We start from the raw sequence: 21,654 nt of genomic DNA, 5'->3' as shown, positions 1-21,654 counted from the left end.
TTCTAATATCTTACTTTGTCTTCTTTTTTTAGTTTTTTTACTTCTTTTTTCTCCTCTTTGCGGTTGTAATGTCCGCCTAAGTTTTCGCATTTTTGATGCTCTCTAACACTTGTAAACGGCACTTCCACCTTGTTATAGGTAAAAGCTTCGGCCAGGGTTTTTAGTAATTCTTTATCACCAACAGTTAGATTTACGTCGTTCATGGTGAACTGACAAGGATGCTCGTATCCACAGGCATGTGTCATTTCTAACAGTTCTTTTCTGAAATTTTTAAAATAGAAATGTGCTCTAACCGATTTATTTTCAATATTAATTCCGTTTTGTCGCCATTTGTTTTGTGTAGCAACACCACTTGGGCATTTGTTGTTATGACACACCTGTGCTTGAATACATCCAATAGACATCATAGCCTCTCTTGCAACATTAATCACATCGGCGCCCATCGAAAAAGCCATAACTGCTCTTGCCGGAAACCCTAACTTCCCACTACCAATAAACACGATACGCTCGGTTAAATTGTATTTCTTAAAAATTTTATACACCTCTGCAAAACCAAACAACCAGGGTAAGGCTACATGATCGGCAAAACTTGGAGGTGCGGCTCCTGTTCCTCCTTCACCACCATCAATTGTAATAAAATCGGGTCCTTTGCCGGTTTCTACCATTATCTCGGCCAATTTTTCCCAATCTTCCAGTTTCCCGACAGCCGATTTAATTCCAACGGGCAAACCGGTGGCTTCCGCAATGTCTTCAACAAATTGCATCATACCTTCTACACCTGTAAATGCAGAATGTGAGGGAGGGGAAAGGACATCTTTACCTAATGGGACATGACGTATTTCGGCTATTTCGGGAGTAATTTTTGCAGCGGGAAGCACACCTCCCTTCCCGGGCTTGGCACCTTGAGAGATTTTTACTTCAATGGCTCTAATTTGCGGGTATTCTTCGGTAAGACATACCATTTTTTCCATGGAGAAATCGCCGTTTTCATCCCGAACGCCAAAATATCCGGTCCCAAAATGAAAAACAATATCGCTTCCTGTTTTATGATAGGAAGACAATCCGCCCTCACCTGTGTTGTGATATGCGTGAGCCAGTTTGCAACCTCGATTAAGTGATTCGATGGCCCTGGCAGATAAGGAACCGAAACTCATTGCCGAAACATTGATCACCGAAGCAGGACGATATGGGCGACGTCTTTTGTTATATTCCCCCATTACTTTGGCGCATGCTAAAAAATAGGGGTCTTTTGCATTGGGATGCCCTTTTTCCAGTCTAAACGGCAGCATGGAATTGTTGATGAAAATATAATTGGGTTCGTAAATATCTCTGTCCGTCCCAAATCCTTCATAATTGTTCTCATTCTTTGCCGAAGCATAAATCCAACCTCTTTCAATGCGATTAAAAGGCAGCTCTTCCCGATTGTTTGAAACAATATATTGCCGTAACTCCGGGCCAAAACTCTCCAGAAGATATCGAAGATGCCCAACAACAGGGTAGTTATGACTTATGGTGTGTTTTTTATTAAAAAAAATATCCCGAATTGCTACCACCAAAAGCACAACAAGGATCCAAACCCACCATGGTATGTTCGACAAAAAATCTAGAACCTCTTGCATTTATTGCGCATTTAAATAATCCAACGGTAGTTGAGACATGGTTTTAACACCCAATAACAATCCCGTATCGTCTATTAAAAAATCGGGAGTGTGATGCGGATAAGGAGTTGTATTACCGGGTGTCATACCACCCAGAAAGAAATAGAATCCCGGAACGACTTCTTGAAAGTATGAAAAATCTTCTCCTCCCGTTGTAGCTTTCATTAGTTGTACTTGATCTTCTCCTGCTATTTGCTGCAAGGTGGGAAGCATTTGTGCTGTTAGTTTCGGGTCGTTATAGGTAACCACCGTATTGTTTTGCCATTCGATTGTTGCACTTCCACCATACGCCTTTGCAATGTCTGCGGCCATTTCGGTCATTCGGCGAATGATAAGATCACGCATATCGGGATCCAGGGTACGCACTGTTCCAATCAGTTCGGCAGTTTCAGGAATGATATTAAATCGGACGCCACTGGTTATTTTCCCAACTGTGATCACCGCAGCTTCCTGCACCAGATTGGATTCTCTGCTTATAATTGTTTGAAAACCATCAATAATTTTAGCAGAAATTAATATAGGATCCACACCTGTCCAGGGAGCCGATCCATGCGTTTGCTTTCCTTTTACATTTACCACAAAACGTTCCACTGCTGCCATGGTACCTTCGGGCTTGTACTTTATAGTCCCAACTGGAGTCCCCGAATTAATATGTAATCCAAAAATTACATCCACATCAGGGTTCTTTAAAACACCTTCTTTAATCATGAGTTTGGCACCCCCTTCTTCTCCCGGTGGCGGTCCTTCTTCAGCGGGTTGAAAGATAAATTTTACGGTACCTTTTATTAGATTTTTATTTTTTGATAGCACTTCAGCAACACCCATTAATATAGCAATATGGGTATCGTGACCACAGGCGTGCATCACTCCCGTTTCAGTACCTAAAAAGGTATCGGTAACATTGCTTTTAAAAGGGAGGCTATTACGTTCTGTAACCGGAAGCGCATCTATATCGGCACGTAAGGCAACAACCTTTCCGGACTGGTTTCCTTTTAGTATTCCCACAACTCCGGTTTTAGCTACGCCGGTCTGCACTTCCATACCCAGGGATTTCAAGTGTTTCGCAATGGCTTCGGCAGTTTTAAATTCTCTATTGGAAAGCTCCGGATTTTCATGAAAATGGCGACGCCAATCAATCACTTGTTGTTCAATAGACTCAATGTCTTTTAAAAGTTTCGTGTCCATTTGGGCAACGATGGAAGAGGAGACAATTCCGATGATAAGTAAAGCGATGATTTTTTTCATTTTCAGATGTATTCTTTGATTTTATTTTCAGAAGATTAATTTTTCTGAATGAGATGCATAAAGGTATTAATTTTAAATACAATACAACTGAAAAGATAGTTTACCCCACTTACAATTTGAACCGGGATACAATTTTCTTCAGAAAAAATCTTGCCTTACTATATTAGTTTTTGTTTAAAGAAGTCGATTGTTCGCGTCCAGGAAAGTTTTGCCGCTTCTTCATCGTATCGAGGGGTGGTGTTATTATGAAATCCGTGATTTACACCGGGATAGAAATGAACTTCGTATTCTTTATTATTTGCTTTTAGTGCAGCTTCATAGTCGCCCCATCCTGTATTCACCCTAGTGTCAAGTTCGGCATAATGAATTAATAAAGGGGCTTTTATTTGAGCAGTTTCTTCGGCTGAAGGCTGTCCGCCATAATAGGGTACCGCTGCGGCCAATTCGGGCACATTTACAGCCATCATATTCGATATCCAGCCTCCAAAGCAAAATCCTACAACGCCTATTTTACCATTACAGTTGGGATGGGTTTTAAGATAATTAAAGGCTGCTATAAAATCTTCAAGCATTTCGTTTCTATCTCGTTTTCTTTGTAATTCTCTGCCATCGTCGTCATTTCCTGGATAGCCTCCCAGTGGAGTTAGTGCATCCGGAGCCAGACTTATAAATCCGTCAAGAGCAGCCCTTCTACCAACATCTTCAATATATGGATTAAGACCTCTGTTTTCATGAACTACAATAACTCCGGGGATTTTTCCCTCCATCTCGTTGGGAGTAGACAGCAATCCTTTAATGGTGCCTCCACCTTTTGGAGATTCGTACGTGATATAGTTAGAATCTAATGCCGGGTGGTGTTGTGGAACCAGCATTGTATCTTTGTAATTTGGCGAGATAAAACTTAAAAGCGACCCCACAGTGATGCTTCCAACTGCATAGACTGAAAGCTTTTCAACAAATTGACGGCGCCCTATCTTGTTATGGGCATAATCATCATACAAATCGAATACCTCCTGACTGATATCTTCCTTTCTAAGTTGGCTCATAATAACTAATTTTTTAATTGACTGAAAGTTATTAAATAAAAAGTAGGCATCAAAGAAGAGTTCTATCCTATTAATTATAGTAATAGTTGCTTAGGAACCAATTAGTGAATAGTGTTTATAATTTCTGGCGAAACCTCACTGCTTTTCGTCCTATTTTCAGTATTTTTCGTCTTTAAATTTCTTCAGCAAAGAATAAACAATTGCAACAATACCTTGAACAATTAAACGATGCACAACTCGCACCTGTCCTGCAAAAGGACGGGGCCATGATAGTGATTGCCGGAGCAGGTTCGGGAAAAACACGAGTGCTTACCTATCGCATTGCCTACCTTATGTCGCAGGGAGTAGATCCTTTTAATATTCTGGCGCTGACTTTTACCAACAAAGCAGCCCGCGAGATGAAAAAGCGAATCTCACAAATTGTGGGAAGTAGCGAGTCGAAGAATCTGTGGATGGGAACCTTCCATAGTATTTTCGCAAAAATTTTACGTTTTGAAGCCGATAAACTGGGTTATCCTAACAACTTTACCATCTACGACACTCAAGATTCACAAAGTGTGATTCGCGCCATTATAAAGGATATGAACCTGGATAAGGATATCTACAAATACAAGCAGGTTTATTCGAGAATTTCATCCTATAAGAACAGTTTAATAACGGTTAAAGCCTATTTCAATAATCCCGAATTGGTTGAAGCCGATGCTATGGCAAAAATTCCGCGATTGGGAGATGTGTATAAGGCCTATGTGGAAAGATGCTTCAAGGCGGGTGCCATGGATTTTGACGATTTATTGCTGAAAACAAACGAACTCCTCACACGCTTCCCCGATGTTCTGGCAAAATATCAAAACAGGTTCCGTTATATTCTGGTAGACGAGTATCAGGATACAAATCACAGTCAGTATTTAATTGTACGTGCGTTGAGCGATCGTTTTCAGAATATTTGCGTGGTAGGGGATGATGCCCAAAGTATATACGCGTTTAGAGGTGCAAACATCAATAACATTCTCAACTTTCAGAAAGACTATGACGATGTGCGGGTGTATCGACTGGAACAAAATTATCGTTCTACAAAGAACATTGTAAACGCAGCCAACAGCATCATCGAAAAGAATAAAACCCGTCTCGAAAAAGTAGTTTGGACTGCCAATGACGAGGGTGCTAGAATTAAAGTGAATCGCACCATGACCGACGGTGACGAAGGTAGATTTGTGGCTAGTTCTATTTTTGAAAATAAAATGAACCATCAGCTCAATAACGGTGACTTTGCTATTTTATACCGAACCAATGCACAGTCTCGAGCGATGGAGGATGCGCTTCGGAAAAAAGACATTCCGTATCGAATTTACGGCGGACTTAGTTTTTATCAGCGGAAAGAAATAAAAGATGTGATTGCTTATTTGCGACTTATTTTAAATCCGAAGGACGAAGAGGCCCTAAAACGCGTCATTAATTATCCTGCACGTGGAATAGGGCAGACCACTATTGACAGACTGATTGTAGCTGCGAATCATTACAATCGCTCCATGTTCGAAGTCATGGAAAACTTAGATAAGATCGATTTAAAGATAAATAGCGGTACAAAGAATAAGCTTCAGGATTTTGTAGTGATGCTGCAAAGTTTTCAGATTTTGAATGCTAATTCGGATGCCTTTCAAATAGCCGAACATGTTACAAAGAAGACGGGACTGTTACAGGAATTAAAAAAAGACGGTACCCCCGAAGGAATTGCCCGAATCGAAAATATTGAAGAACTCTTGAACGGGATGCGGGATTTTGTGGAGGAACAAAAAGAAATAGCCGATGCCACAGGAGCCTTGTCCGAATTTTTGGAAGACGTCGCCCTCGCAACCGATATGGACAATGACAAAGGAGACGAAAACCGCGTTGCGCTCATGACAGTGCATCTCGCAAAAGGATTGGAATTTCCGTACGTCTATATTGTTGGTATGGAAGAAGAACTCTTTCCCAGCGGAATGAGTATGAGTACACGTAGCGAACTGGAAGAGGAGCGTCGTTTGTTTTATGTGGCAATTACCCGTGCCGAAAAGCAGGCGTACCTTACCTATACTCAGTCACGGTATCGTTGGGGAAAATTAATCGATGCCGAACCCAGTCGTTTTATTGATGAAATTGAAGGAGATTATTTAGAATACCTTACACCCATCACCGAGCATCGCTACAAACCTTTGCTGGATGTCGATATTTTTGATGAAGTGGATAAAAGTAAATTGCGTCTGCGAAAACCTGTAATTGGAACGCCGCCTAAAGGCCCTACCGAAGAACAATTGCGAAAACTGAGAAGATTAAAACCGGTGACCAGTGATGCAGACAAAAATTTTAGTGCTTCCGATGCAAATCTGGACGTAGGGACACTCGTGGAGCATGTTCGCTTCGGCAAGGGAAAAATTGTAAAGATTGAAGGTGTAGGTGCCGATACCAAGGCGGAAATTCAGTTTGAGAATGGCGGACTTAAAAAATTATTACTTCGCTTTGCCAAATTGAATGTGTTGGAGTAGGTTAAAGGCAAGAGGCAAGAGGCAAGAGGATTATTGGATAGCAAGATGGGTATTGATAAAGGCAGAAAGTTTTGTCCGAAGATCTGCCGTACTACTCACACTCCAGTCGTCACCATGTCCACCGTCATAGACACTAAAACTATGTGTTATCTGTGCGTTACTCAAAGCAGTCTGGAGGGTTTGTCCATTTGTTAAGGGAACCAGGGGATCTTCATTTCCATAAAATAAAATAGAGGGACTACTTGCAGCACTTACTTGTAAGGCAGGACTAATCAGTTCGGCGTAGTTGGCGCCATTTGGATAGGCACTTTCATCTACCAACAATCCTAAAGCGACTTGAAAATTAGGATTTTCGGCATAAAATGGATCGGTAAAATCGGTTGCGCCCACTATGTCGCAAACCATTTTCACACGATTATTAGTGTCGTATACGTAGTCGTATTGTAAGGCTAAATGCGCTCCCGCACTTGTACCAATAAGTCCGAATTGAGGCAAAATTTGTAAGCTTTCACTCTCCGCTGTCAATTTATCAATCACGCGTTCTACATCCAAAAACTGATTCGGAAAGGCAGGAATCGTTGTAGTTGCCAGAATATAATTCATATTGACAATGGCATGTTTGGGATGACTTTGTTGCAAGATCGGAATAAATTCCTGCATATCAGTTTTGTCACCACCTGTCCAACCGCCTCCATGGATGAGTACAATCACCTTTGTTTTAGCTTCGGTTCTTCCCGCCGGTAAATATATATCGTATACCTGCTGTGGATCTGCACCATAGGAGACGTTCATTCTGGTTTCGGCCGTTAACGGAAGAGTATCGTTGTTTTGATCGTTTTCGGAAGAACAACCAATCAATAATAAAAGTACTATACTGGATAAAAGAAACTTCGGAAATTGCATTGTTTAAGAGCTTGTTTTTCAGTAAACGAAGAATTTTACTTTAAGTTGTGCGCCTTCGATTTAATATTTTATTGGTTGGTGAAATGCATTGTAGTATCTTTAAACACCTAAGAAGATCTCTAAGAATGGCCGAATTCATTAAAATTTATAAAGAGAATCCAAATCCCAAAGATGTCCGAAAAGTTGTGGATATTATTCGAAATGGCGGCTTGGTAATTTATCCCAGCGATACGGTTTATGCCCTGGGATGTGATATAAAAAATACCAGAGCACTGGAACGTGTTGCACATTTAAAAGGCATAAAATTGGATAAGGCAAATTTCGCCTTTGTTTGTGAAAATTTAAGCAATCTTTCAGACTATGTACGTCAAATAGACACTGCGACATTTAAGATTCTAAAGCGTGCCTTACCCGGACCCTATACCTTTATTTTGCCCGGAAATAATAATTTACCCACGGTTTTTAAAAAGAAAAAAGAGGTGGGTATTCGTGTCCCGGACAATGCCATTGTACAAGCAATTGTACGTGAACTTGGTAACCCTATAATTTCTACTTCCATTAAAGATGAAGACGAAGTAATCGAGTATACCACCGACCCCGAGCTAATTTTTGAAAAATGGGAACACAAGGTAGATGTTGTAGTTGATGGGGGTTATGGTGGAAATATTCCGTCTACGGTAATCGATTTGACCCAGGGAGAACCGTTGTTAATACGTGAAGGAAAGGGTTCTCTGGAAATTTAATTCAAATTGTTTTTTGCTTCAAATTTTGAAAGCATAGCATTGGTTTGTTGCTGTAATTTTTTCTGAAAGAAGGGTGTCCAACCTATCAACCGGCCCTTAATTCCAAAAGCCTGACTCGCCCAATTATAAAGATTGAACCGGTCTGTATGACGCGTTATTTTCCCGTCTTTTATTTCAAATTGAGCCGTAATTCTATTGTGTACTTTTCTTCCTGTTTTACTGAAGGTGTACAATGCTTCCCAATGAGCGAAACCACCTTCGGCAGAAGGAGAAATATTGGAATAGGTAACTTTAAAATCCTTTCCTTTCTGCGATTCACAGAGCATACGCCACATATTCCCTGCGTGATTTCCTTTCAATATACCAAAGGCGGGATCTTCAAAAATAATGTCTCTGTTGTAGCACGCTACCATTGCTTCGGCGTCGAGATTGGCAAATGCCTTATAAAATGCTTCTATTAAAGCTTCAGACTCGTTCATGCATGGAAATTTAAGATAAGGTAGCTAAAAAGAAAACCCCAATCGTAGACTTAGATTAGGGTTTTTATTTTAAGCTGAAATTATTCGCTATTCTTCCGGAAAATTTTCATCGCTCATTATCTCTTCAATCTGACGCACATGGCGCTCGGTATGGGCAGACATGAACAATAACCCCTGATAAGCATCTAAGACGCCAAAAGGCAATTCCATATAATGATTTCTCAAGTCGTCATCTGTGTTAACCACATAGTCGATGTTTTCAATTCTTCGGTTTTTAAATTCGTCCAAGGTTGCAGCATACGTCCCGTATTTACCGGTAGGCTCGAAAGGCTCCTGAGTTTTAAATTTGGTACTTCTGTCTACAATCATCTCCAATATTTGATCATCGGTCATTTTAACCTGATCTCTTTTGGAAGGATCTGCCGGAGTTTTTAACGTACCCTGCTGCATGCCGAAGATATTATTTTCTGAAATTGCGATATGTTCAACACACTCGGCAATAGACCAGGAATCAGGGCTGCTTTTAAAATTTAATTGTTCATCTGAAAGACCTGCCACAGCATCCAATAATAAATCGTGTGTTTTGGTCATTTCTTTAACGGCTTTCTCTCTTTCAAAATCGGTTAATTTTACGTTTGAAGTAGTAAAACTAACTAGCGCAAATACTAGAAAAGGAAGGATTAGTTTTTTCATGAGATTTTAATTTATGGTTAAACTTTTTCACTTTACTCTATTAAGACGAAGCGAACAGTTAAAATGGGACATCTTTTGCTTCAAATTAATGGTATTTTAATTAGACGTTAGAAATACTGGTTGCTTTCATAAATTCAGATAATTAGCGAAAGCCTAAAAACCTGGCTCAGGGCTGTGATTTAGTAGTATTATTTAATTTATTAGTTACCACCTTCAGAAAGTGTTTTCATTTCTCTTTCAATCATATCGTAGAACTGATCGATTTTAGGCAGTACTAAAATACGAGTACGTCTGTTAGTCGCGCGATTTTCTGCTGTGTCATTTGGCACCAATGATACATACTCGCCACGTCCGGCAGCTACTAACCTCCCCGGACTTATGCCCAAATCCTGAAGCGCTCTCACCACTGCTGTAGCTCGTTTCACACTTAAATCCCAATTGTCCAGCAGTAATCCATTTTTGTAAGGAACATTGTCTGTATGCCCTTCAACCATCGCTTCAAAGTTTGGTTTGCCATTAATTACTTTAGCGACTTTACCGAGTATTTCGGAAGCTCTTGCAGAAATTTCATAACTACCGCTCTTAAAAAGTAGTTTATCCGAAAGGGAGATGTAAACAACCCCTTTTTCAACATTGATCTCGATATCCGGATCGTTAATGCCCACTTCTCTCTTTAAACTGGTTACCAAAGCCAGGGTAACACTGTCTTTTTTGCTGAGTGCATCTTGTAGTCGAGAAATTTTTAAGTCTTTTTCCTTCAGGCTTTCCAATGACTTTTCGAGATTGGCAGCTCCTTTTGAAGTTAACATGGTAAGATCTTTAGAACTTTGAATAAGGTCCTCATTTGTTTTCTTCATATCTGCCAGGCGAGCTTGAATTTCAGTCAACCTTGCTTCCATAGCAGCCTTATCGGTTAAGCAACTATTTAATTTAACAGTAGTAGAGTTTAGTAAATCCTGAGATTTTTTGTACTTGCCTTCTAATTCGATAAATTCTTTTTTAGACACGCATGAACCTAAAACAAGCGAAGAAATAACCAAGAGGAATAAAATTCTTTTCATATTGAGGTATTTAGAGATTTTTATATAGTACCATAAAGATACTCACTTTTTTGATACATAAAATGTCTGTCGTGGTTTACAAAAAAACCCGGCTCAGGGCCGGGCTTTAGAAATTGTATGCATTTAAGAATTAGTTACCACCTTCAAGTGTTTTCATTTCTTTCTCAATCATGTCATAAAACTGATCGATTTTTGGTAACACATATATTTTTGTTCTACGATTTGTAGATTTGTTGTCTGCTGTAGTGTTAGGGACTATTGGTACAAATTCACTACGTCCGGCAGCAATCAACTGTGCAGGATTGGCTCCCAGCTCCATCAATTTACGTACTACGGCTGTTGCACGTTTTGCACTTAGATCCCAGTTGTCGATCAATACACCACTTTGGAAAGGAACATTATCTGTATGTCCTTCAACAAGTGCTTCGAAATCGGGTTTACTGTTAATTACAGTGGCTACCTTACCTAATATTTCATTAGCACGGTTAGATAAGTTGTAGCTTCCGCTCTTGAATAATACCTTATCACTCAGCGAAATAAATACTACTCCTTTTTCAACATTGATCGTAATATCCTGATCGTTCATACCTACCTCTTTCTTAAGGCTTGATACTAAAGCTAGTGTCACACTGTCCTTTTTGGTAAGTGCATCCTGTAAACGAGAGATTTTAAGATCTTTTTCTTTTAAGCTTTCTAAAGATTTTTCAAGGTTTGTAGCTCCCTTTGAGGTAAGCATGGTCAAATCCTTTGAACTTTGAATTAAATCTTCATTAGTTTTTTTCATGTCTGCAAGTCTTTCCTGAAGCGCCAGAGCTCTTGCATCGGCTGCTGCCTTATCGGTTAAACAGCTATTTAACTTCACTGTTGCAGTGTTCAATAAATCCTGTGTTTGCTTCTGTTTTGTCTCCAATTCCGAATACTTTTTCTTCGAAACACACGACGTGAGTAGCAAGCCGGAGCATAAAGTTAATATCAAAAGTTTTTTCATAATGTATGTTTAGTTTTAAGTGTTAAAATGTTAATCAAAATTATTAAATGCGTAGTAGATGCAAGCCAGATTAACAATACTTTAAGTAAAATTTAGTAGCCTTCCTTAAAGTTCTGTTTTTTTAGAACAAAATAGTTCCATACAACCGATATTTTAGAGCAATAACAATAATTTGTCGCGTGTATCTTTCTCTTTTTGAGGAATTTAAAAAATAAGCCGTAAAAACTAAGGTGTGCATTAAGTATTGCAAAGGAATGTGCAATTTTTCCCTGAAATAAGAATTGTACACCCGCCAAACCATCTAAAAGCAATCGCATGAAAATGATTGCCCACAATTTTGGACCCTTTACATTTTTAACCAACATTAAAAGTGTGTTTCTGAAATTATAAAATGTTTTTTTGGGATTACCCGAAGCTAAGGTTGCGCCACCAACATGGAAAACTTTAGAAGTACCTATGTATTTTATATTTCCTCCTCTGGCCAGCATTCGCCAGCATAGATCTATCTCCTCCTGATGTGTAAAAAAGTCTTCATCCAGGCCACCGGCATTCCAAAAAGCATCCTTCTTAACAAATAAACAAGCTCCTGTGGCCCAAAAAATATATATGATATCGTCGTATTGATTGTTATCTGGTTCTATGGTGTTAAAAATCCGACCCCGACAATAGGGATAGCCCAGAGCATCTATAAAACCACCTGCTGCACCGGCATATTCAAAATAAGTCTTGTTGTTGTAGTCGAGAATCTTTGGTTGGGCAGCAACAAGCGATTTGTCTTTTTTAAATTCGGCAATAACAGGATCCAACCAGTTCTCCGTCACTTCTACATCACTGTTGAGCAATACGTAAATTTCTTCGGAAAGATTTGCCAATGCGTCATTGTAACCTTTTGCATAACCTCCATTTGTCTTATTCTGAATGATTTTCACCGACGGAAAGTTTTCAGTAACAAAGGCAACCGAAGCATCGGTAGATGCATTGTCTGCTACATACACAGTCGCATTTTCAGAATAGAGTACCACCGAAGGTAAAAACTCTTCCAGTAATGTCTTTCCATTCCAGTTTAATATGACTACCGCTACATTCACGCTGCAAAGTAACTAGTTTATTTGGGAATATAGGAAGGAATATCTTTCAAAAAAATATAGCGCTCGTTTTCAAAATCCATTTTGCAAAAATAGTGATCTATTCCGTTGGTAACCATGAGCAAAGTGGAATCTAGGGCCATATTATAACGTGCGATCTGATCGAATGTTTCTTGAGTAATAGGGACAATTGGTGCCTTACATTCAATAATAAGATGGATGCTTCCGTCGCTGTTAAAAACTACAATATCATAGCGTTTAACAGTGTTGTGCAATTTTAATTGCTTTTCGATATTGATATGAGAGGCCGGATATTTTTTTTCTGAAAGCAATAACTGAAGCACATGTTGCCGAACCCATTCTTCGGGGGTAAGAATTACAAACTTTTTTCTGATTTCATCAAAAATCAATGGTTTGTTTTCGTTACTTTTGAAACGAAATTGATACTCCGGGAAGTTTAACTTCTGCATAGAACAAAGTTACTAAAGCATCTCGATTATTTTATAGTAATCCTTTAATACTCGTTATTTTATTGTGCCTTTAGACAAAGCCAAAAGTATTATTTCCGGCATCAAAGCCGGTGATCTTAAACCCATTTATTTTTTAATGGGGGAAGAGGCCTATTATATTGACGGAATTTCAAAATTTATTGAGGACACGGTACTTACCGAGGAGGAAAAAGGGTTCAATCAAATGGTTTTATACGGTCGGGATGTTACTGTCGATGAGATTATAAGCAGCGCAAAGCGCTATCCCATGATGGCCGAAAAGCAGGTGGTTATCGTAAAGGAAGCTCAGGATCTGTCCCGAACCATCGAAAGTTTGGTTTCTTATGTTGAAAATCCGCAGCCTACCACAGTTTTGGTGATATGTTATAAATACAAAACGCTGGATAAACGCAAAAAACTGGCAAAATTAATAGACAAAGCCGGAGTCCTTTTTGAAGGCAAGAAATTGTATGAAAATCAGGTGCCGGACTGGATTCGGAGGGTTTTGGTAGGAAAAGGATACACTATTACTCCAAAGGCGGCGCAGATGCTGGTTGAGTTTTTAGGAAATGACCTTGGGAAGGTAAATAACGAACTGGAAAAGTTGCAATTAATACTGAGGCCGGGAGAGCAGATAACGCCTCAATTAATTGAAGAAAATATTGGGATTAGCAAAGATTTCAACAATTTCGAATTGCAGAATGCCATTGGCTCGAAGGATATCAAAAAGGCATTTACCATTATTCAGTATTTTTCACAAAATCCGAAAAACCACCCAATGGTGATGACGGTTGCGATTTTGTACACTTTTTTTTCTAAATTATTGAAATACCACGCGCTTTCAAACAAATCGGAAGCCCCGAAAGTACTTGGCGTGAGTCCTTATTTCATAAAAGATTATCAGGAGGCGGCTCGAAATTATCCCATGAAGAAAGTTAGTTCTGTTATATCTTCCATTCGGGAAATAGATATGAAAAGTAAGGGGGTGGGCGCCGCGAATCTCTCGCAAGGTGATTTGTTAAAAGAACTGCTTGTTAAGATATTTGACTAATTACTTCTTATCGATCGAATACTTTCCGGCACCAAGTAACGCAATTACAAGGAATCCGAAAAGAAACAATAAAGCCTTTTCTTTCGCACCAATTGGATCGGCTGCTTGTACAATAAATGCCACGACTCCCATGGTTATGATAGTTGGAATCGCTGCCCAGCGGGTTTTATAGCCTATTATGATGAGTATAGGACAAATTACCTCCCCTATAACTGCCAGTACTTTTGAAGCAGCTTCACCCATACCAAGAGGATCTCCAAACTCGAAATTGCCTTGTAAAAGTTCAATTAATTTTGGAATACCATGAAGAAGTATTAAGGCCGAAAAACTTAGGCGTAAGAGTAATAATCCAATGTTGTAGCGGGTAGCGTTTGACATGTAATAATTTTAGAAATATCCGATTCAACGCTCAATATACAAAACAAATTTAAAGTGTATTTTTGCAACTCAAAGAGCCAATTTATATGACAAAAGTACGCGCCTGGATTTCTGCCGCACGTTTACGAACTCTGCCCTTGTCCCTTTCAGGAATTATCACCGCCAGTGCCGCAGCGTTGGAAATCAATGCTTTTACCTATTTAATTTTCGGTCTTGCCTTGGCAACCACATTGGGCTTTCAAATCCTCTCCAATTTTGCGAACGATTACGGCGATGGGGTAAAGGGCACCGATAATAACGATAGAGTAGGGCCGGCTCGGGCATTGCAAAGTGGTTTACTTACTCGTAAAGAATTAAAAACAGGAATGGCTGTTACGGCAATTATCACCTTATTTATTGCCAGTATGCTAATTTTTGCTGCGTTTGGTAATGAGAATTTCATCTTATCGGTTGTATTTTTTAATCTGGGGATTGCAGCAATTATAGCCGCAATTACCTACACTGTTGGGAAGCGAGCCTACGGCTACCGGGCTTTGGGAGACGTTTTTGTTTTTGTTTTCTTCGGAATTGTGGGCGTCATGGGATGCTATTTTCTCTATACACAGCAAGTCTCTAATTACATAGTACTCCCGGCAATTACCATTGGATTGTTAAGTGCTGCTGTGCTAAACCTGAATAATATGCGGGACCGCTTGACCGATGCTATGGTGAATAAGAATACTCTCGCCGTGATCCTTGGTGAGAAACCCGTAAAACTATACCATGCACTCTTAATTGGAATTGCATTTTTAAGCGCTCTAGTCTATTTCTTTTTGAATGCTACCACATTGATGGAATATCTTCCGCTCATTGCCTTTATTCCTGTTTTTTTAAATGTGGTAACCGTATTTAAAAATGAAGCTCCTGCGCTTTTAGATCCCGAATTGAAGAAAGTTGCATTAAGTACTTTTTTATTTTCAGTCTTGTTTTTTGCTTCAAATTTCTTTTAGATTTATCTTTAAAGAAAAATAGGCGGTATGAAAATTACTTATTACGGACAAAACAGTTTGGGAATTGAGGTTTCCGATGTACATATTTTAATTGATCCCTTTATTTCGGGGAATCCCTTGTCGAAAGACAAAATTGATATTATGTCCCTCAAAGCCGATTATATCTTACTTACACATGCGCATCAGGATCACATACTCGACGCCGAAGCCATCGCAAAAAACACCAATGCAACCATTGTAAGCAATTATGAAATTGCGATGTATTATCAGGCCAAGGGTATTGAAGTACACCCAATGAATCACGGGGGAAGTTGGGACTTCGAGTTTGGAAACGTAAAATACGTAAATGCCATTCATACCAGTTCTTTTCCTGACGGGACCTACGGTGGACAGCCCGGCGGATTTGTTATTGAAGGAGAACGAAAGAATATTTACATCGCGGGAGATACCGCGCTTACCATGGATATGAAACTCATCCCCATGTCGATAAAACTCGACCTAGCCATTTTACCTATTGGAGATAATTTTACTATGGGAGTGGACGATGCCATAATTGCAAGCGATTTTGTTAAATGCGACAAGGTGCTGGGTGTGCATTACGATACCTTTGGCTATATAGAAATAAATCACGAGGAAGCCGTAAAAAAATTCTATGACGCGGGAAAAGATTTGATGTTACTGGAAATTGGAAGTTCCTTGGAACTTTAGATTGCTGGATTATTAGACTGTTAGATGCATAGATTCAAAGATTTGGAAATTTGGAAACAAGGCAGGTTGTTTTGTAAAGTTATTTATGAAATAACTGCCAATTTCCCTGAAAATGAAAAATTCTGTCTTGTAAACCAGTTAAGAAGAGCCAGTGTATCCATACCGTCAAATATAGCTGAAGACTCATCCAGAAAATCAGACAACGATTTCTCCAGATTTTTAGAAATTACAATAGGGTCCTGTTATGAAATTGAAACCCAATTACTGATTGCGAATGATTTAGGATTTTTAATGGAAGAAGATTTGCAAATAATATTATCAAAACTAGAAGCAATTATAAAAATGACTTCAAAATTTAAATCAACCTTAAAATAACAATCAATCCAACAATCTTGTAATCGAGCTATCCAACAATCCAGTTATCTAATAATCTAACTATCCATCTTGAACGCCACCCTTAAAAAACATATCCTAAACTTCAAAATTCCAGGGAAAACCTCCCGCGGAGTGATGAAAACCAAAGAAACCTGGTTTCTCATACTACAACATGCAAACAAATGGGGGATAGGAGAATGTGCCATGCTTCGCGGATTATCGGTAGATGACAGACCAGATTATGAAGCTAAATTGCATTGGGTTTGCGAAAATATTTATTTGGGGGAAGAGGTGTTGTACAATTCGCTTACAGAATTTCCATCCCTTCAGTTTGGTGTAGAAACAGCTTTTAAATCTTTAGAAAGTGAATCTCCCTTCCATTTATTTCCATCGGCATTTATTAGTGAAGAAGTGGGTATCGATATTAACGGACTCGTTTGGATGGGGGATACCGCGTTTATGAAGCAACAGATTCGGGAAAAATTGGACCAAGGCTTCGGTTGTATTAAAATGAAGATAGGAGCTATCGATTTTGCTTCAGAAATAGATCTATTGAAATCCATCCGGAAGGAATTTTCAGCTTCACAAATTGAATTACGCGTAGATGCCAACGGCGCCTTTTCTCCTTCTGAAGCCCTCGAAAAACTAAAAATATTGAGCGATCTTCAGTTGCATTCCATTGAGCAACCAATAAGGCAAGGGCAATGGCAGGAAATGGCGCGATTGTGTGAAGACACGCCCTTACCTATCGCCTTGGATGAAGAACTGATTGGTATTTTCTCTTCCGAAGACAAAAAAGAACTACTGCAAACCATCTCTCCGCAATTCATAATATTGAAGCCGAGTCTTATTGGAGGTTTTGCCGGGAGCGACAATTGGATTGCTGTTGCTAAGAAATTTGGTGTCGATTGGTGGGCGACTTCGGCCTTGGAAAGTAATGTAGGATTAAATGCGATTTCGCAGTACACGTTCACAAAAAATAGTAAATTGCCACAGGGTTTGGGGACCGGTAGTTTGTATACAAATAATATTCCCTCACCCCTAAAAGTAGAGCGCGGAAAGTTGTTTTATTCTAGGGAAAAAACATGGAATCCCGAAGAAATTTTTCAATTTAAAAATTCGTAAATCCTAAATCGGAATGTACATTAAACAAGCTTATAATTATTTACACGATTGGTGGCGGTATCTTTTAGGAGGCATCGTTATTTTTTTAGCCTCCCAATTAGGTGCATTGCCGTTAATAGGGCTCGCATCCTATAAATTAATTCAGGATGGCGGCAGCCTTCAGGATTTAGAAGATCCTAATGTGATCATGACCATCTTGGATTCTAATCTCACCCTATTCTTAATGCTGTTGAGCTTCGCCATAGGATTGGTGGTGCTTTATTTTTGGGTGAAGTACGTTCATAAACAACCATTTACAACAGTTACAACCTCCCGCAAGAAAACAGACTGGGGACGCGTATGGTTTGGCTTCGTACTTATAGCCGTGACAACCATCGTACTTACTTCGATCGACTATTATACCAACCCTGAAGATTATGTGCTGCAATTCGATTTGGTACCATTTGTTATTCTGGCAGTTATCGCCATAGTGATGATTCCTTTGCAGACCAGCTTTGAGGAATACTTATTTAGAGGTTATCTAATGCAGGGGATTGGTGTTGCAGCAAAGAATAAATGGGTCCCTTTGGTTGTAACTTCTGTGATTTTTGGGGGCTTGCACTTTTTTAATCCCGAGGTAGGAAAACTGGGGAACATCATAATGGTGTACTATATAGGAACGGGCTTCTTCTTAGGAATTATGACCCTCATGGACGAAGGAATGGAACTTGCGCTCGGTTTTCATGCCGGAAATAATTTGGTAGCAGCTATGCTGGTAACGGCAGACTGGACTGTTTTTCAGACCAATTCAATTTTAAAAGATGTATCTGAACCTTCAGCGGGGCTGGATGTACTCGCACCGGTATTAATTATCTATCCTATATTCCTAGGAATTATGGCATGGCGCTATAAATGGAAAGGTTGGGGTGATAAACTCTTTGGAAGGATTGAACCTCCCGAGCCAATAATTGAACAGGAAACTTTATAAAAGCTGCTTTGAACACAACCTCACCCATACTTCATCCGGCTTTTACCCTCAACGGTTTACAATTTGAAACAGTCGATGAGTTGCTTCAATTTGCCAAAGGATTGGAAATTGAAGGAGACGACTATGAGGTGAGTATAGGGAAGTTTATACAAAAATGGTTCAACCAGGAAGATTCAATTCAGGTCAAGACTTCAGGAGCTACAGGAAAATCGAAAAAAATTCGGCTTAGAAAAGACTGGATGATTCACAGTGCCCAAGCAACGGGAACCTATTTTAAAGTTGGCGAAAAAACGTTGGCGTTACTGTGTCTGCCCGCAAATTTTATCGCCGGAAAAATGATGCTGGTGAGAGCCATGGTGCTGGGATGGAATTTACATGTTGTGGCCCCCGAAAAGGACGCCTTGACGCAATACGATAACGATTACGATTTGGTGGCGATGGTGCCCTATCAGGTGCTGCATTCTATTGATGCTCTGCCCAAAGTAAAAAAATTGATTATCGGCGGCGGACCCGTCTCTATGGAATTGGAAGAAAAGCTGCAATCCGTTCCCACCGAAGTATTTGCCACCTACGGGATGACCGAAACGTCCACCCATATTGCAATACGTAGAATCAACGGCCCGGCAAAGTCGGAAGTTTTTTCTGCCCTCCCCAATGTCAAGTTTGCAACAGACGACAGAAATTGTCTTGTAATTCATGCTCCCGAAATTTTAGGGGAATCTATTATTACCAATGATATAGTTGAATTGATTTCTCCTTCGTCTTTTCGATTTGTGGGGCGTATCGACAATATGATCAATACAGGAGGTGTAAAACTATTTCCGGAAGCGATCGAGGCGAAACTTTCGGAATTTATAAAACTACCTTTTATTATCACTGCCGAAAAAGATCCGGAGTTGGGAGAACGGGTAGTGCTTATCTTCGAAAACGGACAAGACGCCGAAATCCCAAATTATTCGCTGGCATTTGCCGCTTTAGAACCCTTCGAAAGGCCTAAAAAGGTGTATTCCATTTCAAAATTTCCCTATACCGTAACCGGTAAGATTAAACGAGCCGATGTACTTCAGGTGCTTCAAAAGTACCGCTAATCATTTTACTTCCTAACCGATTATTACACTTTACGAGTCCGAAAGGGGTGTTCCCTCATCGTCGATTTTTTAAGTAAGCCTTCAGTTGTAGTTTCACTTCATAATCTTAAAACCACAACGTTATGAAAACACTACTACACATTTTTATCCTTGCATTTTTCGCACTACAAGGACAAGCTCAGCTAGTCACAATTTCCGGAATTGTAACAGATGATACGGGATTACCACTTCCGGGGGTAAATATTATTGAAAAAGGAACTTCAAAAGGCACTCAAACCGATTTCGACGGGAAGTATGAAATTGAAACCTACGTGGGAAGTAAATTAGTATTTTCCTACGTGGGTTTCGATACTATTGAAAGAAAGGTAAAAGAGAAAACCACTACCATAAATATTCAGATGGTTCCAAACTCGGCCCTGGAGGAGGTAGTTGTAACTGCCTATGCGCCCAAAAGACAAAAAAGCGTTTTGGGATATGCAGTGAGTTCAAGTAAGTCGGTTAAAATTAGGGGTGTTGCATCCGGAGTGCAAATTAGTAATCCCAATGGTTTGGTGGGATCGGCCTCTCAAATTAAAATTCGCGGCTACAAAAACCTCGACACCGATGACGAATCGTATGGGCGAATAGTGGAGAATATTTTTAAGCGCGTTGAAACCGCTCCGCTTTCTACATTTTCCATCGATGTGGACAAGGCCGGGTATAGTAACGTCCGCCGATTTATAAACAACGGTCAAAAGGTACCACAGGATGCCGTAAAGGTCGAGGAAATGATCAATTACTTCGCGTATAACTATCCGCAGCCTAAAGGTGACGAGCCCTTTTCAATTACTACCGAAATCGCTTCTTCTCCATGGAACGATAAGGCGAAATTGGTGCGTATAGGGCTTAAAGGCAAAGACATTACAACTGCTAAAGTGCCGGCTTCAAATTTGGTATTCCTTCTCGATGTTTCGGGATCTATGGGTGACCCAAATAAATTGCCTTTATTGAAATCGGCTTTACAGGTATTGGTAGATCAACTACGGGAAGTAGATAGGGTTTCAATTGTTGTTTATGCGGGTGCGGCCGGACTTATTCTACCGCCAACCTCAGGAGCCGAGAAGCAAGCTATTTTAAACGCCATTAACAACCTGGAGTCAGGTGGTTCTACAGCCGGTGGAGAAGGGATTAAGCTAGCCTATAAAATTGCTGAAGAAAACTTTATCAAAGGCGGAAACAATCGTGTTATCCTGGCTACCGACGGGGATTTTAATGTAGGGGCATCCAGTGATCGCGCCATGGAAGATTTAATTGTTGATAAACGCAAAAGCGGTGTTTTCTTAACCTGTTTGGGTTTTGGAATGGGAAATTATCAGGATGCAAAGATGGAAACGCTTGCCGATAAAGGAAATGGTAACCACGCCTATATAGATACCATGCAGGAAGCCCGAAAAGTTTTGGGAACAGAATTCTTCGGAACCATTTACACCATTGCCAAGGATGTGAAAATTCAGGTGGAATTCAATCCCAACAAAGTACAGGCGTATCGATTGGTGGGTTATGAAAATAGACTATTGAATGATGAAGACTTTAAGGACGATACCAAAGATGCAGGGGAATTGGGTAGCGGACATACAGTCACTGCATTGTATGAAGTAATTCCTGTTGGAGTGAAAAGTATGTACGTAAAAGATGTGGACAATTTGAAATATACCAAAACCTCCAACGGTAATTTTTCAGATGAAATGCTTACCGTAAAATTCCGCTACAAAGAACCTGCCGGGGATAAAAGTAAGTTGATTGTAAAAACGGTCAACGATACAAATACTTCGTTTACAATGGCTTCCGAAGATTTTAAATATGCTGCTGCCGTGGCCTTATTCGGAATGCAATTGCGGAAATCGGTTTTTATCAATACCCAAAGTGCCAAAGATGTAATTGCCTTGGCCGAAGCCGGGAAAGGTCCGGATAACGAAGGATATCGGGCCGAATTCATTCGCTTGGTTAAAAGTTATAAATAAGCTTTCGTTAAGTTTGGTGGAGGTTTGTTGTGTGAAGGGAGCGATCTAGGTCGCTCCTTTTTTTA

21 protein-coding genes are annotated in these 21,654 nt (G+C 39.8%); 10 read left to right on the top strand and 11 right to left on the bottom strand.

The window, feature by feature from the left end; genetic code table 11:
• Positions 1-2: 2 nt before the first annotated feature.
• The 3 genes from ATE92_RS13615 to ATE92_RS13605 form a co-directional block, all read right to left on the bottom strand.
• Positions 3-1,619, bottom strand: coding sequence for an FMN-binding glutamate synthase family protein (locus tag ATE92_RS13615; protein ID WP_100804234.1), 1,617 nt, complete (start codon positions 1,617-1,619; stop codon positions 3-5).
• A complete protein-coding gene (locus ATE92_RS13610) occupies positions 1,620-2,903 on the bottom strand; it encodes an amidohydrolase (protein WP_100804233.1) in 1,284 nt (427 codons plus the stop codon). It abuts the gene before it with no gap.
• Positions 2,904-3,061: 158 nt separating this feature from the next.
• A complete protein-coding gene (locus ATE92_RS13605) occupies positions 3,062-3,949 on the bottom strand; it encodes a dienelactone hydrolase family protein (RefSeq protein ID WP_100804232.1) in 888 nt (295 codons plus the stop codon).
• Positions 3,950-4,149: 200 nt separating this feature from the next.
• Here ATE92_RS13605 and ATE92_RS13600 point away from each other — a divergent pair, with 200 nt between their 5' ends.
• Entirely contained in the window at positions 4,150-6,468 is a 2,319-nt protein-coding gene (locus ATE92_RS13600; protein ID WP_100804231.1) for an ATP-dependent helicase, read from the top strand.
• A gap of 30 nt (positions 6,469-6,498) precedes the next feature.
• Here ATE92_RS13600 and ATE92_RS13595 read toward each other — a convergent pair whose 3' ends face one another.
• Entirely contained in the window at positions 6,499-7,371 is an 873-nt protein-coding gene (locus tag ATE92_RS13595) for an alpha/beta hydrolase (RefSeq protein ID WP_100804230.1), read from the bottom strand.
• 125 nt (positions 7,372-7,496) lie between these two features.
• On the opposite strand from ATE92_RS13595, the gene ATE92_RS13590 reads away from it, so the two are divergent.
• On the top strand, positions 7,497-8,114 hold the full coding sequence (locus ATE92_RS13590) for an L-threonylcarbamoyladenylate synthase (RefSeq protein WP_100804229.1): 618 nt from the start codon (positions 7,497-7,499) through the stop codon (positions 8,112-8,114).
• Here ATE92_RS13590 and ATE92_RS13585 read toward each other — a convergent pair.
• The 6 genes from ATE92_RS13585 to ATE92_RS13560 all read right to left on the bottom strand — a co-directional run bounded on the left by ATE92_RS13585 (position 8,111) and on the right by ATE92_RS13560 (position 12,890).
• On the bottom strand, positions 8,111-8,593 hold the full coding sequence (locus ATE92_RS13585; protein WP_100804228.1) for a nuclear transport factor 2 family protein: 483 nt from the start codon (positions 8,591-8,593) through the stop codon (positions 8,111-8,113). The two genes, ATE92_RS13590 and ATE92_RS13585, sit on opposite strands and share 4 nt — an antisense overlap.
• Positions 8,594-8,680: 87 nt before the next feature.
• Entirely contained in the window at positions 8,681-9,286 is a 606-nt protein-coding gene (locus tag ATE92_RS13580; RefSeq protein ID WP_100804227.1) for a DinB family protein, read from the bottom strand.
• A 200-nt stretch (positions 9,287-9,486) separates the two neighbouring features.
• A complete protein-coding gene (locus ATE92_RS13575; protein ID WP_100804226.1) occupies positions 9,487-10,347 on the bottom strand; it encodes a flagellar motor protein MotB in 861 nt (286 codons plus the stop codon).
• A gap of 130 nt (positions 10,348-10,477) precedes the next feature.
• A complete protein-coding gene (locus ATE92_RS13570) occupies positions 10,478-11,335 on the bottom strand; it encodes an OmpA family protein (protein WP_100804225.1) in 858 nt (285 codons plus the stop codon).
• Between the two features lie 92 nt (positions 11,336-11,427).
• Positions 11,428-12,423, bottom strand: coding sequence for a glycosyltransferase family 2 protein (locus tag ATE92_RS13565; protein WP_100804224.1), 996 nt, complete (start codon positions 12,421-12,423; stop codon positions 11,428-11,430).
• 17 nt (positions 12,424-12,440) lie between these two features.
• Positions 12,441-12,890 carry a type I restriction enzyme HsdR N-terminal domain-containing protein gene (locus ATE92_RS13560; protein ID WP_100804223.1) on the bottom strand — a complete coding sequence of 150 codons (450 nt, stop codon included), beginning with the start codon at positions 12,888-12,890 and terminating at the stop codon, positions 12,441-12,443.
• 64 nt (positions 12,891-12,954) lie between these two features.
• On the opposite strand from ATE92_RS13560, the gene holA reads away from it, so the two are divergent.
• Complete coding sequence (holA, locus tag ATE92_RS13555; RefSeq protein WP_100804222.1) at positions 12,955-13,959, top strand: DNA polymerase III subunit delta; 1,005 nt, start codon at positions 12,955-12,957, stop codon at positions 13,957-13,959.
• Here the strand turns inward: holA and ATE92_RS13550 are convergent, their stop codons facing one another.
• Complete coding sequence (locus tag ATE92_RS13550) at positions 13,960-14,337, bottom strand: DoxX family protein (protein ID WP_100804221.1); 378 nt, start codon at positions 14,335-14,337, stop codon at positions 13,960-13,962.
• A gap of 86 nt (positions 14,338-14,423) precedes the next feature.
• Between ATE92_RS13550 and menA the strand changes: the two genes are divergently transcribed.
• The 7 genes from menA to ATE92_RS13515 all read left to right on the top strand — a co-directional run bounded on the left by menA (position 14,424) and on the right by ATE92_RS13515 (position 21,589).
• Positions 14,424-15,326 (top strand): 1,4-dihydroxy-2-naphthoate octaprenyltransferase, encoded by a 903-nt coding sequence (gene menA, locus ATE92_RS13545; RefSeq protein WP_100804220.1) that lies wholly within the window; start codon positions 14,424-14,426, stop codon positions 15,324-15,326.
• A 27-nt stretch (positions 15,327-15,353) separates the two neighbouring features.
• Positions 15,354-16,034 (top strand): metal-dependent hydrolase, encoded by a 681-nt coding sequence (locus tag ATE92_RS13540; RefSeq protein WP_100804219.1) that lies wholly within the window; start codon positions 15,354-15,356, stop codon positions 16,032-16,034.
• A gap of 24 nt (positions 16,035-16,058) precedes the next feature.
• Complete coding sequence (locus tag ATE92_RS13535; protein ID WP_100804218.1) at positions 16,059-16,409, top strand: four helix bundle protein; 351 nt, start codon at positions 16,059-16,061, stop codon at positions 16,407-16,409.
• 69 nt (positions 16,410-16,478) lie between these two features.
• On the top strand, positions 16,479-17,534 hold the full coding sequence (locus ATE92_RS13530) for an o-succinylbenzoate synthase (RefSeq protein ID WP_100804217.1): 1,056 nt from the start codon (positions 16,479-16,481) through the stop codon (positions 17,532-17,534).
• A 13-nt stretch (positions 17,535-17,547) separates the two neighbouring features.
• On the top strand, positions 17,548-18,501 hold the full coding sequence (locus ATE92_RS13525) for a CPBP family intramembrane glutamic endopeptidase (protein WP_100804216.1): 954 nt from the start codon (positions 17,548-17,550) through the stop codon (positions 18,499-18,501).
• A gap of 8 nt (positions 18,502-18,509) precedes the next feature.
• Positions 18,510-19,589 carry an AMP-binding protein gene (locus ATE92_RS13520; protein WP_157809647.1) on the top strand — a complete coding sequence of 360 codons (1,080 nt, stop codon included), beginning with the start codon at positions 18,510-18,512 and terminating at the stop codon, positions 19,587-19,589.
• Positions 19,590-19,711: 122 nt separating this feature from the next.
• Complete coding sequence (locus tag ATE92_RS13515) at positions 19,712-21,589, top strand: VWA domain-containing protein (protein WP_100804214.1); 1,878 nt, start codon at positions 19,712-19,714, stop codon at positions 21,587-21,589.
• Positions 21,590-21,654 lie beyond the last annotated feature (65 nt).

Origin of the sequence: Ulvibacter sp. MAR_2010_11, from assembly GCF_002813135.1 — a bacterium.
Classification (GTDB): domain Bacteria; phylum Bacteroidota; class Bacteroidia; order Flavobacteriales; family Flavobacteriaceae; genus Altibacter.
This window is presented reverse-complemented; position numbering and strand designations above follow the sequence as displayed.

Excerpts from the sequence above, each read along its gene's own strand:
- ATE92_RS13540 (WP_100804219.1), top strand. The coding sequence starts at position 15,354 with ATGAAAATTACTTATTACGGACAAAACAGTTTGGGAATTGAGGTTTCC.
- ATE92_RS13595 (WP_100804230.1), bottom strand. The coding sequence starts at position 7,371 with ATGCAATTTCCGAAGTTTCTTTTATCCAGTATAGTACTTTTATTATTG.
- ATE92_RS13570 (WP_100804225.1), bottom strand. The coding sequence starts at position 11,335 with ATGAAAAAACTTTTGATATTAACTTTATGCTCCGGCTTGCTACTCACG.
- ATE92_RS13615 (WP_100804234.1), bottom strand. The coding sequence starts at position 1,619 with ATGCAAGAGGTTCTAGATTTTTTGTCGAACATACCATGGTGGGTTTGG.
- ATE92_RS13590 (WP_100804229.1), top strand. The coding sequence starts at position 7,497 with ATGGCCGAATTCATTAAAATTTATAAAGAGAATCCAAATCCCAAAGAT.
- ATE92_RS13525 (WP_100804216.1), top strand. The coding sequence starts at position 17,548 with ATGTACATTAAACAAGCTTATAATTATTTACACGATTGGTGGCGGTAT.
- ATE92_RS13535 (WP_100804218.1), top strand. The coding sequence starts at position 16,059 with ATGCATAGATTCAAAGATTTGGAAATTTGGAAACAAGGCAGGTTGTTT.
- ATE92_RS13585 (WP_100804228.1), bottom strand. The coding sequence starts at position 8,593 with ATGAACGAGTCTGAAGCTTTAATAGAAGCATTTTATAAGGCATTTGCC.
- ATE92_RS13580 (WP_100804227.1), bottom strand. The coding sequence starts at position 9,286 with ATGAAAAAACTAATCCTTCCTTTTCTAGTATTTGCGCTAGTTAGTTTT.
- ATE92_RS13515 (WP_100804214.1), top strand. The coding sequence starts at position 19,712 with ATGAAAACACTACTACACATTTTTATCCTTGCATTTTTCGCACTACAA.
- ATE92_RS13550 (WP_100804221.1), bottom strand. The coding sequence starts at position 14,337 with ATGTCAAACGCTACCCGCTACAACATTGGATTATTACTCTTACGCCTA.
- ATE92_RS13605 (WP_100804232.1), bottom strand. The coding sequence starts at position 3,949 with ATGAGCCAACTTAGAAAGGAAGATATCAGTCAGGAGGTATTCGATTTG.
- menA (WP_100804220.1), top strand. The coding sequence starts at position 14,424 with ATGACAAAAGTACGCGCCTGGATTTCTGCCGCACGTTTACGAACTCTG.
- ATE92_RS13575 (WP_100804226.1), bottom strand. The coding sequence starts at position 10,347 with ATGAAAAGAATTTTATTCCTCTTGGTTATTTCTTCGCTTGTTTTAGGT.
- ATE92_RS13610 (WP_100804233.1), bottom strand. The coding sequence starts at position 2,903 with ATGAAAAAAATCATCGCTTTACTTATCATCGGAATTGTCTCCTCTTCC.
- ATE92_RS13560 (WP_100804223.1), bottom strand. The coding sequence starts at position 12,890 with ATGCAGAAGTTAAACTTCCCGGAGTATCAATTTCGTTTCAAAAGTAAC.